The 17,384-nt window shown below is 38.3% G+C and carries 16 protein-coding genes; 7 read left to right on the top strand and 9 right to left on the bottom strand.

The window, feature by feature from the left end; translation table 11 throughout:
• Positions 1 to 8: 8 nt before the first annotated feature.
• The 7 genes from K5G00_RS24325 to K5G00_RS24295 form a co-directional block, all read right to left on the bottom strand.
• Positions 9 to 1,325, bottom strand: coding sequence for an aminotransferase class I/II-fold pyridoxal phosphate-dependent enzyme (locus tag K5G00_RS24325; RefSeq protein ID WP_238769113.1), 1,317 nt, complete (start codon positions 1,323 to 1,325; stop codon positions 9 to 11).
• Positions 1,326 to 1,426: 101 nt separating this feature from the next.
• Positions 1,427 to 1,951 carry a flavodoxin gene (locus K5G00_RS24320; protein WP_238769112.1) on the bottom strand — a complete coding sequence of 175 codons (525 nt, stop codon included), beginning with the start codon at positions 1,949 to 1,951 and terminating at the stop codon, positions 1,427 to 1,429.
• Between the two features lie 27 nt (positions 1,952 to 1,978).
• Positions 1,979 to 2,812, bottom strand: coding sequence for a prephenate dehydratase (locus tag K5G00_RS24315; RefSeq protein WP_158871319.1), 834 nt, complete (start codon positions 2,810 to 2,812; stop codon positions 1,979 to 1,981).
• Positions 2,813 to 2,896: 84 nt separating this feature from the next.
• On the bottom strand, positions 2,897 to 3,325 hold the full coding sequence (locus K5G00_RS24310) for an ACT domain-containing protein (protein WP_158871321.1): 429 nt from the start codon (positions 3,323 to 3,325) through the stop codon (positions 2,897 to 2,899).
• Between the two features lie 4 nt (positions 3,326 to 3,329).
• Positions 3,330 to 4,628 carry a phenylacetate--CoA ligase family protein gene (locus K5G00_RS24305; protein ID WP_238769111.1) on the bottom strand — a complete coding sequence of 433 codons (1,299 nt, stop codon included), beginning with the start codon at positions 4,626 to 4,628 and terminating at the stop codon, positions 3,330 to 3,332.
• Between the two features lie 62 nt (positions 4,629 to 4,690).
• Positions 4,691 to 5,122, bottom strand: a complete 432-nt coding sequence (locus K5G00_RS24300) for a hypothetical protein (protein WP_238769110.1) — start codon at positions 5,120 to 5,122, stop codon at positions 4,691 to 4,693.
• 92 nt (positions 5,123 to 5,214) lie between these two features.
• A complete protein-coding gene (locus tag K5G00_RS24295) occupies positions 5,215 to 6,447 on the bottom strand; it encodes a hypothetical protein (protein WP_238769109.1) in 1,233 nt (410 codons plus the stop codon).
• A 232-nt stretch (positions 6,448 to 6,679) separates the two neighbouring features.
• Between K5G00_RS24295 and nrfH the strand changes: the two genes are divergently transcribed.
• From nrfH to K5G00_RS24275, 4 genes are all read left to right on the top strand, one after another.
• Entirely contained in the window at positions 6,680 to 7,255 is a 576-nt protein-coding gene (gene nrfH, locus K5G00_RS24290) for a cytochrome c nitrite reductase small subunit (protein WP_238769108.1), read from the top strand.
• A 14-nt stretch (positions 7,256 to 7,269) separates the two neighbouring features.
• Positions 7,270 to 8,787 (top strand): ammonia-forming cytochrome c nitrite reductase, encoded by a 1,518-nt coding sequence (nrfA, locus tag K5G00_RS24285; protein WP_238769107.1) that lies wholly within the window; start codon positions 7,270 to 7,272, stop codon positions 8,785 to 8,787.
• An 18-nt stretch (positions 8,788 to 8,805) separates the two neighbouring features.
• Positions 8,806 to 10,026 (top strand): hypothetical protein, encoded by a 1,221-nt coding sequence (locus tag K5G00_RS24280; RefSeq protein ID WP_238769106.1) that lies wholly within the window; start codon positions 8,806 to 8,808, stop codon positions 10,024 to 10,026.
• A gap of 143 nt (positions 10,027 to 10,169) precedes the next feature.
• Entirely contained in the window at positions 10,170 to 11,690 is a 1,521-nt protein-coding gene (locus K5G00_RS24275) for a PepSY-associated TM helix domain-containing protein (protein ID WP_238769105.1), read from the top strand.
• Between the two features lie 49 nt (positions 11,691 to 11,739).
• Here K5G00_RS24275 and K5G00_RS24270 read toward each other — a convergent pair whose 3' ends face one another.
• Together K5G00_RS24270 and K5G00_RS24265 are read right to left on the bottom strand one after the other, a co-directional pair.
• Entirely contained in the window at positions 11,740 to 12,483 is a 744-nt protein-coding gene (locus K5G00_RS24270; RefSeq protein ID WP_238769104.1) for a class I SAM-dependent methyltransferase, read from the bottom strand.
• 38 nt (positions 12,484 to 12,521) lie between these two features.
• Entirely contained in the window at positions 12,522 to 14,606 is a 2,085-nt protein-coding gene (locus tag K5G00_RS24265; protein ID WP_238769103.1) for an acetate--CoA ligase family protein, read from the bottom strand.
• Positions 14,607 to 14,773: 167 nt separating this feature from the next.
• Here K5G00_RS24265 and K5G00_RS24260 point away from each other — a divergent pair, with 167 nt between their 5' ends.
• From K5G00_RS24260 to K5G00_RS24250, 3 genes are all read left to right on the top strand, one after another.
• Positions 14,774 to 15,589 (top strand): universal stress protein, encoded by an 816-nt coding sequence (locus tag K5G00_RS24260; RefSeq protein WP_238769102.1) that lies wholly within the window; start codon positions 14,774 to 14,776, stop codon positions 15,587 to 15,589.
• A 72-nt stretch (positions 15,590 to 15,661) separates the two neighbouring features.
• The gene (locus K5G00_RS24255; RefSeq protein WP_238769101.1) at positions 15,662 to 16,642 is read left to right on the top strand and encodes a hypothetical protein; all 981 of its coding nucleotides are present in this window, start codon (positions 15,662 to 15,664) and stop codon (positions 16,640 to 16,642) included.
• Positions 16,643 to 16,857: 215 nt separating this feature from the next.
• On the top strand, positions 16,858 to 17,384 hold a 527-nt coding region (locus tag K5G00_RS24250; protein ID WP_238769100.1), incomplete at its 3' end, for a hypothetical protein.

The following is a 17,384-nucleotide window of genomic DNA, read 5'->3' as shown; positions in this document are numbered from 1 at the left end:
AACTCTTCCTATTTTTCTGAAAAGTTTTGGTTAAATGCTTTTAGCCGTTTTTCAAGCTCCTCGAACTGATCGCGTTTTACAAACGAAACACAGGCACGGATTCCTTCCTCCAGACTGCCTGTATTGTCAAGAGCAATGGCACTTATTCCAAAATAAATCAGGTTAGCCACCAACTCATTTCCTGTCATCCCGGGATAGGAAATCGTAAAATAAAAACCATCTGCTATGGGTTGGTCAATGTCTTCTTTGTAAACAATATCAAAACCATTTTCAAGAAAAAGCCGTTTCATCACTTTGGCTTTTTCACCGTATTCTTTCACATCATCAACAAAATTAAATGAGCCTTCGTTTACAGCTTTCAGCATGGCGGTAAGTGCCCATTGTGCTGAGTGACTTGTTCCTGATGAAATAGAATAGAGCAATCGTAATGTGATTGTACTTCCAAAAGTTGTACTATGAAAACGTTTTTGAAGAACAGGATAATCGCGGTCAAATAACGATTCAGGAATCACCATTACTCCAATTCGCTGACCTGCATATGAAAATATTTTTGAGCTGGAAATAAAAAGAATAAAATTATTGGTGTATTTTGCTACAGTTGGCTGGAAAGGAGGTTTGCCGGGTTCTGATAAATCGCGGCGGAAATCCATACCAAAATAAGCCAAATCTTCCATTACGATAACATCGTATTTATTGGCCAGTTCACCAATTATTTTCAATTCGTCTTCGGTAAAACAAATCCAGCTCGGATTATTTGGATTAGAATAAATAATGGAATGAATGTTCCCTTTTGAAAGAAACTCTTCCAACTTAATTCTCAACTTTTCTCCACGGTAACTGAATACGTCAAATGTTGCATATTTCTGACCGAGCACCAGCATCTGTTGTTTTTGCACCGGGAAACCCGGATCAATAAAAAGAGCCGTATCCTTTTTTTCATCAATGTTATTTGCGGCCAGAAATGCTACGTAAGTTCCCTGCATTGAACCTACAGTTGGAATACAACCTTTCGGATGAACATCGATATTCATAAAATTCCTGACAAACTTTGCAGCCTCTTCCTTGAGCGGTTTTATTCCGTCAACCATCGGGTAAATCGATCCAACGCCTCTTTTTAATGCGTCTATTTCGGCTTCGGTTCCCACTTTTGCCGGCGGAAGACCTGGAACCCCCATTTCCATCCGAATATATTTCTCCCCGGTTTCTTCTTCAACTAAATTTACCAGCGCAACAATTTCCCGAATTGATGCTTTTCCAACTTCAGGGATACGAAGTTCTTTTATTTTTTGATCAACAATTGTTTTATCTATCGGTGAACCGGACATATTTCATGTATTTAAAATTAACATGCATTTGAAGGGACAATAAAAACTCCGACAAATCAGAAATCTGCTCTGTCAGTATCTGATTTTATTACAGTTATGTATTAGAATCCAAACTCCGGACGAATCTGCTCAATCCAGTTTTTTACCCTTTCATCTGTCAGTTCGGGTTCAAAATCTTCGTCGACCGGCAAACCTAAAAATTTGCCATCCTCAACAGCTTCCGATTCTTCAAATTCATAATCATCAGCAGAAACTTGCCCCGCAAGAGTTCCGCCGTTTGCCATAAGTTCTTTAGCTAATAATCCAATATGATCAACAAAAGTTGCGGCGTAAGTAACATGGTCTCCCAAACCAAAAATTGCGAGTTTTTTCCCCTCGTAATTTGTTTTGCCTATTTCCGGTAAAAATTTTGCCCAATCGACATTATTATAAGTTGCATGCCAGGTCTCTTTGCCGACAGTTGAAATTCCAAAAATAATTTTATCATATTTTTCCAAATCGGCAACAGTGGCATCTTTCACCGGAACCATTTCCACTTTTTCTTCTCCAATAGCATCTTTAACTTTATCAGCTACCCTGTTTACGGCACCTTTTAACGGTCCAAAGAAAATTGCAATTTTACTCATATCGTTTGGTTTTATAATTTTATTTTTTTAATCGTGTAAATAAACATCTCCTTTTGTGTATTCACCTAAAATTGAAAGACTTGTAGCATTTTTCAACACCTGATGAATCGCTTTGTCATAATTTTTCGTTTTTTCCCATTCAATGTCAACATGAATGGTATATTCATTTGGTTTCCCCAAAATCGGAACAGATTGAATTTTGTTGAGGTTAATTCTGTTTTCCGCAAAAATATTTAACACTTTAGCCAGCGCACCATAAAAATGCCCCACCTCAAAACAGATAGATGCTTTATTTGTCCCCTCGGTAGGATTACCATGCTTTGAGAGAATTAAAAAACGCGTATAATTCTTTTTATTACTTTCTATACCTGTTTCTAAAATCTCCAGATTATACATTTCTGCTGCCCTCAGATTGGCAATTGCAGCAGCGTTTTTCGGTTTTTCATCACAGATTAATCTGGCCGCTGCAGCCGTATCCAAACCTTCATGTAATTTAGCATTTGGAAAATATTTTTCTATAAACTCCATACTTTGCTGCAAAGCAACAGGATGCGAATAAATATCAGTAATATCCTGTTTTTTAACTCCCGGCGCAACCATTAAATTCATCTGAATATGAAGATAAATTTCCCCAATAATACGAAGGTGAAAATCGCGAATCAACTGGTAATTTTTTAGCAAACTGCCTGCAATCGAATTTTCGATGGCCATTACGGCATAATCAACTTTATCTGCATCAATCAATTCACAAACACTTGTAAACGATTTACATTCAACAACCTCAATCTCTTCGTTGAAATATTTTAAAGCCGCATCCTCGTGAAAAGACCCGGCGATACCTTGTACGGCGATTTGTTTCATTCATTAATTTTTAACGAATCCAAAGATACAAATTCTGAAATAAGATTTCAGAATTCGATAGTTTTACTTTCTTTCCGGTTAATATCAGAGTAAAAATTCACCCTCCTGAAAAAGAAAATTGTCTTTATTGCTTTGGAGAATCTCCATACATTTTTTAATACTGGCCGGGCGAATTACGATTGTAGCCGAATCCTGCTCCATTGAAAATGCATACATATATTCAATAAATGAACCACCTTCGCTCAATACTTTTAGCAACTTTGAAAGGCTTCCCGGCTGATTTGGTGTTTTCGCAAGAACAACTTCGGTAGTTTTTACCGAAAACTGGTTTTGCTTTAACACTTCACATGCTTTTTCGGGATCGGAAACGATTAATCGCAAAATTCCAAAATCAGATGTATCGGCAATTGTAAATGCTGAAATATTAATTTCGGCATCGCTTAATATTTGGGTAACTTCATTTAATCTTCCCGATTTGTTTTCGAGAAAAACAGATACTTGTTTTGTTATCATTTTTTCAGATTTTGCGGTTATCAATTACACGTTTGGCCTTTCCGGCGGTTCTTTCGATTGTCTTTGGTTCAACCAGTTTTACGTCAACAGAGATACCGAGAGTACTTTGAATATTATTCCTGATTTTTTTACGAAGCGCTTCCAGTTCTCTCACCTCATCAGAAAAGAATTGTTCCTGTACTTCAACCATTATTTTGAGTATATCAAGCGTTCCCTGGCGTTCAACAATCAACAAATAATGTGGCTCTGTTTCGCTCATTTCAAGCAACACACTTTCGATCTGAGATGGAAAAACATTCACACCACGAATGATAAGCATATCGTCACTGCGTCCCATACACTTTTCCATACGAACCAGGGTACGGCCACATTCACACTTATCGTAAATTAAACGGGTTAAATCACGGGTTCGGTATCGTAAAATCGGAATACCTTCTTTGGATACTGTACTAAACACCAATTCACCGATTTCGCCAGGTTGAACAGGCTGCAATGTTTCCGGGTCAATAATTTCAGGTATAAAATGGTCTTCGTTAACGTGCATTCCTGCCTGATGTGTACATTCACACGAGACTCCGGGCCCAACGATTTCACTCAATCCGTAAATATCAATGGCTTTTATTTTAAGTTTTGCCTCAATTTCTTTCCGCATATTTTCGCTCCAGGGTTCGGCGCCAAAAATGCCCACTCTAAGTTTTAAACTTTCGGGGTCTATTCCCATTTCCTGCAGTGCTTCCGATAAAAACAAAGCATACGAAGGCGTACATGCAATTACAGAAGAACCAAAATCCTGCATCAGCTGAATTTGTTTTTTTGTATTTCCTCCCGAAATCGGAATAACTGTAGCCCCCAGGTTTTCAGTTCCGTAGTGCAATCCCAGTCCACCGGTAAACAGTCCATAACCGTAGGCCACCTGTACAATATCGTTTTTATGAACACCAGCCATACAAAGTGAACGGGTAACTACTTCGGCCCACATTTGTAAATCATTTCTGGTATAACCAACAACAGTTGGTTTTCCTGTTGTACCTGAACTGGCATGCAAACGCACAATTTCACTCATCGGAACCGTAAACATTCCAAAGGGATAGTTGTCGCGTAAATCTGTTTTATTGGTAAACGGCAAGTCTTTTAAGTTCTCTACACTTTTTATGTCACCCGGCAAAATCCCTTTTTCCTGCATTTTTGCCCTGTAACTGGGTATGTTGTGATAAATTCGCTTTACCGTAGATAAAAGTCTTTCTGATTGAATGGCAGCCATTTCGTCTCGCGAAGCACATTCAATTTTTTTGTTCCAAATCATTCAAAAAAATATAAAAAAGTTAGTATTAAAATTATTGATTTTACTTTAGAGTCCGGAAGTATTTATTTTCCATATACAATATCGTCCTCAAGCAAATGAACACTGTTTATTTCGAGTCTTCGTTTTGCTTCCAGCACATCGGGCACTTCCAAAATTAAAACAGCCATTCCTGTTTCCGCAATCAACCTGCTGTCGGCACTTTCAATGTGAATTCCGGAGCGCGAGATTTTTATCAACAACTCATCCAGACCACCGGTTTCATCTTTCATTTCCAAAGCAATAACTTCGCGCAAAACTACGGAGTGCCCTTTTTCCGAAAGCAATTTATAAGCTCTCTCCGGTTTGTTAACCAGCAAGTGCAACACTCCCCAGCCATGCAAAATACTGTTCATGGAAACCGACCGAATATTAATTTTCTCCTCTTTAAGGATATTGGTTATTTTCTCAAAATGAGTAATCTTATTTTCAAGAAAAACAGATACTTCGTATGCCATTTTTTGATTTTTTTCACATAAAAAGGCTGTCCTTTTTCTATATTTCCGACAGCCTTAATGAACTTTAATTCCTGTAAAATTAAAAAGTATTCTTAGAATTTATAAGCAACAGAAATCATATTTCTGAAATTTGTTACATTTTCAGTGTTTTTAACTTTTGCTTTGTCATTGTAATCATTCTCGCCATAAGCAACGGTAGTTAAACTTATTTCAATACCAAACATAAAATTTTTGTAGTTGTATATCAGTTGCGGCGAAAGTTTATACATTATATCAGCATTGGTTGCAAATCCGTATAACGGTCCGACAGGATTTTTCGAAGTTCCCATATTTTTGAGGTATCCTGCAAAAAAACCAAATTTCCAATCGCCGCCATAAATCACATTCATCCAATTGTAAATATGATTGAACGGAGTATATGTTTCTGCACCTGTTGTACTATTTAATGAAGCAACTGCATAACCGCTGGGCAGTAAACTTTCGCAAACATTCTGACCATACATGGTTTTGGCTTTAAATTCAAATCTTTCTTTTGTGTATTTCAAGTATGCCATTGCAGCCATGGTGCTCAATTTTTCAGAAGTTTTAAAAGTTCCACTTGTGCCTGTTGCAGAAGTTCTGGGTTGAATCATTTTCCAGTCGATTGCAGTCCCCAAAACCCAATTTTTGTTATAATACTGAAGTTGGGCATGTAAATTCGGAACAATAGCATCGCGTTGATACTGATAGGTTTTTCCGTCGGGTCCGGTATTGGAATATTTGAACTGGTACACGGCAGCGGCTATTAAGTCAAGATGATCGTTTAACTGGTGTGTTAAACGAAGTTGAGGGCTTCGGTTAAAAACCTGAAAAGGAAGACCTGTGTTTTCGTTCAAAGTACTTGGATACACTTTTTCAATAAATGTAGGATGCCAGGTACGGCCAAACAAAAGTTTGGTTTTTGACCATACAAACTGCGTGTAAGCATGTCTAAAACGCAAACTGTTGGTGGAGGCACCACCGGTAAAATCGACTTCAACATAGGCACCAATTTGCGTTTCCCCTATTTCGAGCCCTGAAAACCGGGTACCAAACCTTGTAAATGTATTCAAAAACTGGGCGCTGGGTTGTGCATTGATATCGTCTCCGTTGACATCATATTCAGGCATTTGAGGAAAAAGATCGAGTAAATGATCACAGGCATCTACATTTCTTCTGGAATCAAAAATGAAATCATTTCGAACAAAACCCGAAAGGTCAACTTTAATGTTTTTAGAAGATAAAAAACCCTGGGAATAAACATTTACAGATAAACAAAGAAGCAATAAAAAAATTATCCTTTTCATGGTTAGAAATTGAAATTTGGTTTTATAGAAAGAATTGTCTGTAGCTTCAATATTGAACCACAAAATTAATACAAAAGCGTCTTCATTAAACCTCAGAACTATAATTCAATAACATAGAATGCTTATTTATTCTGGATTTAAATAAACAGAAACAACTTACCAAATTGTAACATTTGTTACAACTCATATGTAAAAAAACGTTGAAATTTGAACATAAACAACCGAATAAATTATGTTGAAAAAACTTTTACCACCCGACCGATGGAAATTACCTGTTTTAATTGTTTGCAGCATTTTTCTCGGATTAACTTCTTTTATTTTTTACATTTCAAAAGCCCACTCCTACTTATCAGACAATCCGGCAACCTGCACAAACTGCCATGTTATGGCTCCGCAATATGCAACTTGGAATCATAGTTCTCACCGGGAAGTGGCACATTGTAACGACTGTCATGTTCCACATAATAATGTAATCAATAAATATTACTTCAAAGCAAAAGACGGGATACGACATGCAACGATTTTTACCCTGAGAAAAGAGCCACAGGTTATTTTTATTAAGGAAGAAGGCGCTGAGGTTGTGCACCAAAACTGTATCAGGTGTCATTCAAAATTACTAAACGATCCCAAGCTGGAAGCAGGAGTAAGAGCACATTTTGAACATATAACCGACAGAAAATGCTGGGATTGCCACCGCGAAGTTCCACACGGAAGGGTAAACAGTTTATCAAGTGTTCCCAACGCGCAGGTTCCACTACCCGAAAGTCCGGTTCCTGATTGGATAAAAGAGTATATAAATAACAACTAAAATATATTTCAATTATGAATTCAAACTTTAAACTAACCGAGAAAAACCCCAGGCTGACATGGGTTCTTTTTCTAGTAACCATTGCAGTCGTGTTTTTACTGGGGTTGTTAGCCTCCTCTATTATAGAAAGAAGAGCAGAGGCTTCTTTTGTAAATGTTCCAAAAAACAAAATCAGCGAGTTTGAACCACGAAATGAAGTTTGGGGTGAAAATTATCCCCGTGAGTTTCAATCGTATTACGGTACAGCAGATACAATGTTTAGAAGCAAGTACAACGGCAGCACTATGATTGATATGCTTGAAGTTGATCCACGATTAGTAGTACTTTGGGCCGGTTATGGTTTCTCAAAAGATTATAACCAGGGGCGTGGACATTATTATGCGGTTAGCGATGTTCAGAATACTTTGCGAACCGGCGCACCAAAAACAGCAAAAGACGGGCCTATGCCAAGCACTTGCTGGACGTGCAAAAGTCCGGATGTGCCAAGGCTGATGAATGAAATTGGGGTGACTCAATTTTATACCGGTAAATGGGCAGAGCTCGGACACGAAGTTGTAAATCCCATTGGCTGTGCTGATTGCCATGATAATAAAACCATGAATCTGACAATTACCAGACCTGCCCTCATTGAAGCTTTTGAACGTATGGGTCGCGATATTACCAAAGCAAGTCACCAGGAAATGCGCACACTGGTTTGCGCGCAATGTCATGTTGAATACTATTTTGACAAGGAAAAAGCTGAAGGAGCACAATACCTTACATTTCCATGGGACAATGGATTCTCAGCAGAAGCGATGGAGGAATATTACGACAATCTTGAGTTCAGCGACTGGACACACGCTATTAGCAAGGCACCTATGTTAAAAGCCCAACACCCGGGTTACGAAACGTATATGACCGGAATTCATGCGCAACGCGGTGTTTCATGTGCCGATTGCCACATGCCTTACAAAAGTGAGGGAGGACAAAAATTCACCGACCATAAAATGCAGTCTCCTTTAAATAATATTGCTAATTCGTGCCAGGTTTGTCACCGTGAAGAAGCTGCAACATTAATGGCAAATGTTTACGAACGGCAGGATAAAATAATTGAAAACCGTGATATACTGGAAGAACTCATTGTTCGCTCACATATTGAAGCTAAAAAAGCATGGGATCTGGGTGCTACCGAAGAACAAATGAAGAATATTCTCCAGGGGATTCGTCATGCCCAGTGGCGTTGGGACTATGCCGCAGCCAGTCACGGAGCGTCGTTTCATTCGCCTGTTGAAATTGGTCGTGTAATTTCTTCGGCGATAACCATTGCACAGGAAACAAGAATTGAACTGGCCAGGTTGTTAGCTGAACTCGGTTTTAACGAAGAGGTTCCCTACCCTGATATTTCAACAAAAGAAAAAGCACAGGAATTTATCGGGCTTGATATGAAAACCCTGAATGCAGAAAAAGAAGATTTTTTGAAATCTGTTGTACCTGAATGGATGAAAAAAGCCAAAGAAAGAGAAGATTCGTGGGAAGTGGTTACCATCAACTAACAATTATTACAGAAAGTTATGAATGTGTATAAATATCTGGTCGTTGGCATTATTCTGGGAATGCTTGTCAATTCAGCTAAAGCACAATTTTTACTATACGGAGAATTCAGGCCAAGAACTGAATTTAGTCACGGATACAAGACCTTGTCAGGCGAAGAACAAAGCTGGTCGGTTACAACAGCACAGCGTTCGCGATTGGGTGCACTTTATTCTAACGAAATTATCCAAACAAAACTGGTTCTGCAGGATGTAAGGTACTGGGGAAGCCAACCTCAACTGGTGACCAACGAAGATTACGCTGTTTCCGTACACGAAGCCTGGGCAGAAGTTGAACTTGCTCAAAACTTCAGATTAAAAGCCGGGAGACAGGAGCTTGTTTATGATGATTCAAGAATTTTTGGAAACGTTGGCTGGGCACACCAGGCCCGTTCGCACGATTTGGCTTTGCTAAAATACGAGAAGGATTTCAAAATCCATTTTGGAATTGCCCACCACGAGAACAGTTCAATAACAGACAATTTCTATGATGGCCCGGATGCATATAAAGACCTGCAATTTGTTTGGGTTAATAAAACCTGGGAGAAAAATTCACTGAGTATTTTGTTACTGAACAACGGAGTTCCGGTGATGGAAAATGAGGGACAAAAAACAAAGTACAGTCAAACCATGGGCGGCAGGTTCTCTGCTGCGGCGAATGAATTTTCACTGGCTGCCAATTTTTACTATCAAACCGGAAAACATTTATCAGGAAAAGATATAAGTGCTCTGAATTTTTTAGCTGAGGCATCAATGAATAATGGATTAAGTGCTGGTTACGAATATCTTTCAGGAAACAGCTACGATAAAAATGATAAAGTTTATGCATTTACACCTTTTTACGGAACCAATCACAAATTCAATGGTTTTATGGATTACTTCTTTGTCGGAAATCACATAAATTCAGTGGGATTGAATGATGCTTATCTAAAATACAGTGGTTCAAAAAATAAAATCACATATCAAATACACCTGCATTATTTTGCTTCTGCCGGACAGATCTCAGAAGAAGCAAAAAAATATCTTGGAACTGAATTTGACCTATCCGTTTCCTGGAAATTACATGCATTGTCATCATTAAGTGCCGGCTGGTCTACTATGTTTGCAGGAGAAAGTATGGAAATACTAAAAGGAGGTGACAGCAAAACCGGAAACCACTGGGCATACCTGATGCTTTCCGTTACACCGGAATTTATTAAATAGTTAGAATTAGATAGATGTTGAATTAAAAAGGCATTCGTAAAATTGTGAAGCTAAAAGGTTAGTGAAACGATTATGCAATCATAATCAAAAACAAGATTACAGCGAATCAATTTTTATGTTTGTCTTTTTTATTGTGTTGAGGAATGAGAAAAAACAAAGCGTTAAAAATATTCAAAAAGCTGCACAAATGGCCCGCAATTATCATTGCCTTTTTTGCCATTTTATTTGCAACCTCCGGAATTGTAATGAACCATCGCGGAACATTTTCTTCAATTGATGTTTCAAGAAAATTTCTTCCGTCGAATTATACATACAAAAACTGGAATTTGGCGGCAGTAAGGGGTTCGCTGCAAACCGGCGAAAATGAAATTCTTGTTTTTGGAAACATTGGAATCTGGGAAACCGATGGAAATTTTGGTGAGTTCTCAGATTATAATCAGGGTTTTCCCAAAGGAATTGACAACCGTAAAATTTATTCAGTTATACAGTTTAAAAACCAGCTTTTTGCAGGCACACACATGGGATTATATTCCCGAAACACCAAAAAAAATAGTTGGGAACAAGTTGATGTACCGGTTAGAGAAGAGCGAATAGCAGATTTAAATTTAAAAGGAGATACCTTGCTTGTATTAACCCGAAATTATTTGTTAAAAAGTAGCGATGGCAAAAACTTTGAAACCATTCAACTCCCCGCCCCTGTTGGTTACAAAGAAAAAACGGGGTTATTCGATACTTTCTGGCAATTGCACAGTGGCGAACTGCTTGGATTACCGGGGAAATTAATAGTAGACTTACTGGGGGTAATTACCGTTTTCCTTTCTGTTACCGGCCTTTTGCATTTCTTTTTCCCTAAAATCATAAAAAAAAGAAAAAAGAAACAAAAGCAGGTTGGTTCCTTTGTTGCGGTAAAAAAGAAAAACCTGCGCTGGCATAATGTTGTGGGGTATATTTTTGCGTTATTCTTGGTAATTAACACTTTTGCAGGAATGCATTTACGGCCTCCGCTTTTAATAGCCATCGCCAACAAACAGGTTGAAATTATTCCGGGTACACATTTAGATAATCCAAATCCCTGGTTCGACAAACTCCGGCGTGTTCACTGGGACAATGATTTGCACCAATATATTTTTTCTACTTCAGAAGGTTTTTATTTTGCCGGTGAATCGTTTTCTAAACCGCTGCAAACAGCCCTTTCGCAGCCGCCTGTTAGTGTTATGGGTTGTAATGTATTTAAACCGTTGGGGGAAAAAATTTATATGGTGGGGTCGTTTAACGGGATGTTTTTGTGGAATATAGAAACCGGTGTTGTGGCCAACTTTTTCACACAACAGCCCTATGTTGCACCGGAAGGAATGCAAAGCCCTATTGCAGCCAATATGGTTGCCGGCCTTGTGAAAGGAAACGAATCAGCCTTTTGGTTTGATTATAACAGGGGAGCCCTTCAACTTAGCGGAAAAACGTTTCCTGAAATGCCGGAACAAATTATTACGAATTCCCCGATGTCGCTCTGGAATACGGCACTTGAATTTCATACCGGGCGTATTTTTGAACACATGGTTGGCCCGTTTTATATTTTGTACGTTCCGCTGGCGGGTATTTGTATTTTGCTGGTTTTAATCAGCGGAGTTTATTTATGGTGGAAACTGCACCGGAGAAAAGGGTGAGGCGAATTTCAATTGTATCTTTCTTCGATGAATCGGAATTCGCCGATTCTTATTTCCGACAGCTTGCAACCAAAGGCAAATGTTCTCCGCCAAACGGTTCCATTTTGAAGTTGGAAAACAATTTAATGTCAGCAAAATTAGTTTGACTTAGCAAGTCATGTAATTCCTCACTTTTTAAAGCCAAAAGCGGAGTTTTATTTGAAATGATTTCATTTTCTTTTTTCAGAACCAAATCGGTTTGAAAATAAATAAGCGAAGAACTGTTTTCGAAACCGTATTTACGAATAAACTTTATGTTTTCCGTTTCAATGACAGGAAGTTCCGAAATCTGTTGTTCGAGAATATAATCGTAATTTAAAATCTGCAGCAAAAAGTGTCCACCGGCTTTTAATACAGTGTAAACTCCTTTTAACATCTGCTCTATTAGTTTGATTGTATTCAGATGAACCAGTGTATTTCCAAAACACAAAACAGCATCAAATTGCACGGGATAAAAATCGTTTTCCAAATCGAGCATGTTTCCAGACTTAAATTGAATATTTTGATGTGAATTTTTTAAGCTGGCTTGCCCCAGTAAATCTTCGTTTAAATCTATTCCCTTGACTTTTGCCCCACAGTTTGCCAATTGAAAGGCCAGCTCGCCAGTGGCACAACCAATATCCAATATCTCTTTCCCTTCTAAATCCCCTACCCTTTTTTTCACAAAATTCAGTTGCACTGGCTTGTACGGAAATATTTCAGAGTAATATTTTGAAATTGATGTATAAAACTTATTCTGATAGTCAGTATTCATGATGAAATGTATTACTAAATGTATCTTTTCTTTCTCCTTCACCCTTTTGGGGAGGGCTGGGATGGGGGCTTTTCAATCCTCACCCTTGCATCAACCGCCAGAATTTCATTTTCATTTCCCAAAAGCGGATTGATATCCAGTTCTTTTATTTCGGTGGCAAAACGTAACAACCATGATAAACTTATTATAATTTCAGCAAACTGAGAAATATTAACTCCCGGTTGTTTCCGGTAACCTTTTAGTATTTTATACGATTTCAGACTTTTAATCATTGAAAGCGCTTCTTCTTTCGAAAGCGGCGCCAAACCTGAAGAAACGTCTTTTAAAACTTCAACAAAAATTCCGCCCATACCACATAAAATAATGTGCCCAAAATACTGCTCATATTTTGCGCCTAAAAACAATTCTGTTCCACTTGCCATTTGAGCAATCAAAACACCTTCTGAGCCTTCAATCTCATTTAAATGGTAAAATTCCTTTCGCACTTCACTGGTATTTCGAACATTCAAAATGACGCCGCCTACATCAGTTTTATGTATTGGACCAACCACTTTCATTACCAGCGGAAAACCAACTTCCAAAGCAGCCAGAACTGCCTCTGGTTCTGTTTTTGCTATAATTTCTTTTACCCTCGGAATCCCTACCTCGTCGAATAAACGATGGATGACTTCGGGCGGCTGATAACCATTTTCAGCCTTTTCTATAATTTCTCTGATTTTAACCCTACTGACAAATTCGGGCATATCTTCCTTTGGAGCCGGTCTGGGTGTATTTATCACTTTTGTAAGTGCGCGGCCAAGCAAAACTTCGTCAGGGAAATTTACATTTCCGTGAGAAAGAAAGTGAGCCACATCTTCTTTTACATTTATCAACGACGGCAAAATGGGATAAATTGGTTTCCTGCAGGTTTTCATCTTTTCCGAAAGCAAATTATAAACATCGCGTATGGGAAAAAGTCCGGGGCTCCCAAAAATTACAGCCATTCCATCCACATCAAAATCATTTTCGCAGGTATCGATTATCTCACCCAACTGCGCCGCTGTCCCGGTAGCTAAAAAATCAATGGGATTTTCAACCGAAGAACTCGGAAATAATTTTTCTTTTAAAATAGTTTTAGCGGAAGATTCCCCTATATGCGGGATTTTTAATCCACCATCTTCCAGTGCATCGGTAAGCATTACACCCGGTCCACCGGCGTGTGTAACAATCGCCAGTTTTCTTCCTTTTAATTCCTTACACATAAACACACTGGCCACCGTAGTCAACTCTTCGCGGCCGTAACAACGAACAATACCTGCTTTCCGAAAAAGCGCTTCAACTGCTGCATCGGAACTTGTCAACGCTCCTGTATGTGACGAAGCAGCCCGGCTTCCCGCTGATGAACTTCCGGCTTTTATAGCGGCAATTTTGCAACCTTTATTCACTAGCGATGAAGCATGAATGAGCAGTTTGTCCGGATTATCAATATTTTCGATGTATAACAATTTCACCTTCGAACTTTGCCCTTCCACATAATTTTCATCGAGATACTGAAGCACGTCTTCAACACCGGTTTGCGCACTGTTTCCAACTGAAAAAACATGGGCAAAACGCAGTCCTTTCGGTATTCCTGATTCAATGATAAAAACCGCTGTGGCCCCTGAGCCGGAAATAAAGTCGCATCCATCGGGAGTTAATTTGGGAACAGGGGTAGTAAATACGCTGGCATGTTGCGGTGTCATAACTCCAATACAATTCGGACCGATTAAACACGCATTATTTTGATTGACAATATCAGCAATCTCCTGTTCCAGTTTTTTACCTTCATCATCTGTTTCACCAAAACCGGCTGAAATAATTATAAATGCTTTTGTATCGTTTTGTTCCGTTAAAATTTTTACCGTTTCCAAACAAAATTTTGCAGGAATAGCCAAAACCGCCAAATCAACTGATGGTAATTCTTCCACCGATGAAAACGAAGGGATTCCCTGCACCTGAGTTTCCTTTGGATTTACTGCATAAATTTCTCCGTCAAAACCAAAATCAATCAGGTTTTTAATGATCTTCCCTCCAGGCTTCGAGATTGTATTCGAAGCCCCTACTATTGCAATACTCTTTGGCTGAAGCAGCTGCCTGTTTATCATACAACTTATTTTTGTCTGCATAAAATTATAGAATTCTCAATCAATCTTCACTGATATATTTCACATTGATTCTCAAAAATCATCCTGATATTTTTTACTTATCCCCTGAAAATAAAATATGTCTTTTTATATTCCTGCATATTTCGCTAGTTTTGACCAAAAATAGAATGGCTGAAAAAAAAGAACAAAAAATAGTTGTGTTTCTGTCCTTGTTTCCATCAGACAAGAATCTGATCTTAAACGGGATTAAAATTGCAACCATTTTTAAAAAAGAGTTGTGTCTTTGTTTCAACTATTCAGGGAAACAAAAAAAAAATCACAGCGAGTTTAAAGCAAAACTTATTGAATACTCCACCCCAATTAAAAATGAAATTCCGGGGTTAAAAGTTTCTACCCTGCTTCTTTCTGAACACCTAAAAGATATACCTGAAAAACTTTCCGACGATCTGGAAGCCATTTTTATTATTGCGGCAAAATCTCAGTTCAGAAAATATTCTCCGGCACTAACGGAAAGCCCCGTTCCGTTTCTTTTTGTTGATGAAAAGAAAGAAACAATTCCAGATTATAAACGCGTCGTGCTTCCGATCGATCTACGAAGCGAAAACAGTGACAGTGCATTATGGGTATCTTATTTCGGACGATTTAACAACACCGTGATTGTTGTTGTAGCGGCCAACGATAAAATCAGGGAAAATAAAAACAGGGTGGCTAAAAATGTAGTATTAACAAAAAAACTATACCAAAAATTTAATCTGCAACATAAATTTTTTAAAGGCCAAAAAGGCAGTCTGGGAGTAGCTGATGAAGCTTTGGAACTGGCACTCACGATGGAAATCGATTTTCTTACCATTTTGGGAAGTTCAACAATTACACCTTTGGATTTACTTGTTGGATTACCCGAAAAAAGGATTATCCGGCATTCCAAAAGTCTTCCTGTTTTGGTTATAAATCCCCGAAAAGACAATTATATTCTGTGCGACTAAAAAATCAAAATGTACTTGCGGTTAACAGTTTTCAGATGTTTTATTACTTTCGCTGCTGAAATCTAAAGTATCATGAAAAAATCTCTCTTTTTCCTTTTTGTGTTATCAGCTTTGATTGGCAGAACTCAAAATTTTGAATACCAGGTTTTGTTCGAAGGAATAGGTGATAACCGGGAATACTCCAACAGCAACAAAGCTGAATCGCAAAGTATACTGGGCAGCCGCGGAGCATTTGAAATTGGGATTGAAAAAGACGGACACCGTGTTCGTGGCGGACTAAGTCAACTCCTCGAATTTGGAAGTGATTTAGATTACCACAAACCAAAACTCACTTTATATTACCAGTATTCCGACGAAAGCAAAGATTTCCTTTTTGGAGCATTTCCGCGCCGTGGACGAATCGATTTTCCACTTGCTATGCTCACCGACACCTTATTGTATTTCCGCCCAAACATTGAAGGGATGTTTGGAGAAGTTCGCTGGGATTGGGGACACCAAAATGGTTTCGTCGACTGGGTAAGTCGTCAAACAGACACAATTCGTGAAAACTTCATCGTTGGATTTTCAGGTGAAATTGTTTATAAAAATCTCTTCCTGCAGAATTTTCTATTAATGTACCACGATGCCGGGCCGGCAATCAAACTTCAGGATGATCATGTAAAAGATTATTTGGGATATGCATTGCAGGCAGGTATCAGAACCAATGAAAACTCACAAATCCAGAGTTATATTAAAGCCGGCATTTTAAGTTCAATGTACCGTGAGAGAAAAGTTACTGATGGCTTTCAAAATGCGGCAAGCCTTTTTGCAGAGGCCAACGCACGATATAAGAATCTGGGAATTAAATCGGTATTAAGCACCGGCGAAGGACACAAATTTAAAGCCGGCGACCGTTTTTACCAGGTTGACAGCTACTGGAGAACAGATGCAATCTGGTATTTTATCAATGGAGAACACGTAAAAGGAATTTTTAACTTATCATTTCATCTCGTTGATTGGAATTATTTGGATCAGCAACAACAGCTTTCAATTGTCTACATTTTCGGAAAATAAAAAAATAACTCACACACTTATTTTTTGAAGATTTGAGTGAAAAAGCCAGCCAATTTCTGCAGACACTAGCTGCCTTATTCTAAACAAAAAAATCATTATTATAAAAACAAAAAAGATTTCAGATTGTCTTAAATTGGGAATGGTAGAAATTTTATTTCAGGAGAGAACTCCGTAATTTAGTATTGCCCAAACATTGTACAGAACTTATACGTACGATGAAACAAAAAATTACCTTGACATTAATCACTTTTATCTTTTTAGGGTTTAATGTTTTCTCTTCAAACTATATTAAAAATTCTGAAAATAAGAATTCCAACGATTTATTTTTTGAGGTACAAGCCTGCCCTACAGATGTAACCAACAATAGTATCTCTACGACCACTACAACATTTTGTAGCGTTGGCAATGCTACAATTACTGGTACTGTGCCAGACAACGTTACTATTGCAGCAGACACAAGCTATCAATGGCAATATGAGAGTTCACCCGGTACATGGGCAGATTTAGGTATAGAGACTAGAGATTATTCAATAGGAAGCTTAACTGAAACAACTTCTTTTAGAAGGGTGATTCGAATTATCGATTGTGATGATTTTGCCAGCAATGAAGTTGTCATTACAGTTAATCCGATTCCGGCACAACCTACTGTGTCAGTCGTTGATGCAACTTGTGAAGGACCGGGAACTGCAACCATTTCCAATTACAACAGTGACTACACTTATACTTTTGACCCCACAGGGCC

The organism is Maribellus maritimus (genome assembly GCF_022267315.1).
GTDB classification, from domain to species: Bacteria; Bacteroidota; Bacteroidia; order Bacteroidales; family Prolixibacteraceae; genus Draconibacterium; species Draconibacterium maritimum.
This window is presented reverse-complemented; position numbering and strand designations above follow the sequence as displayed.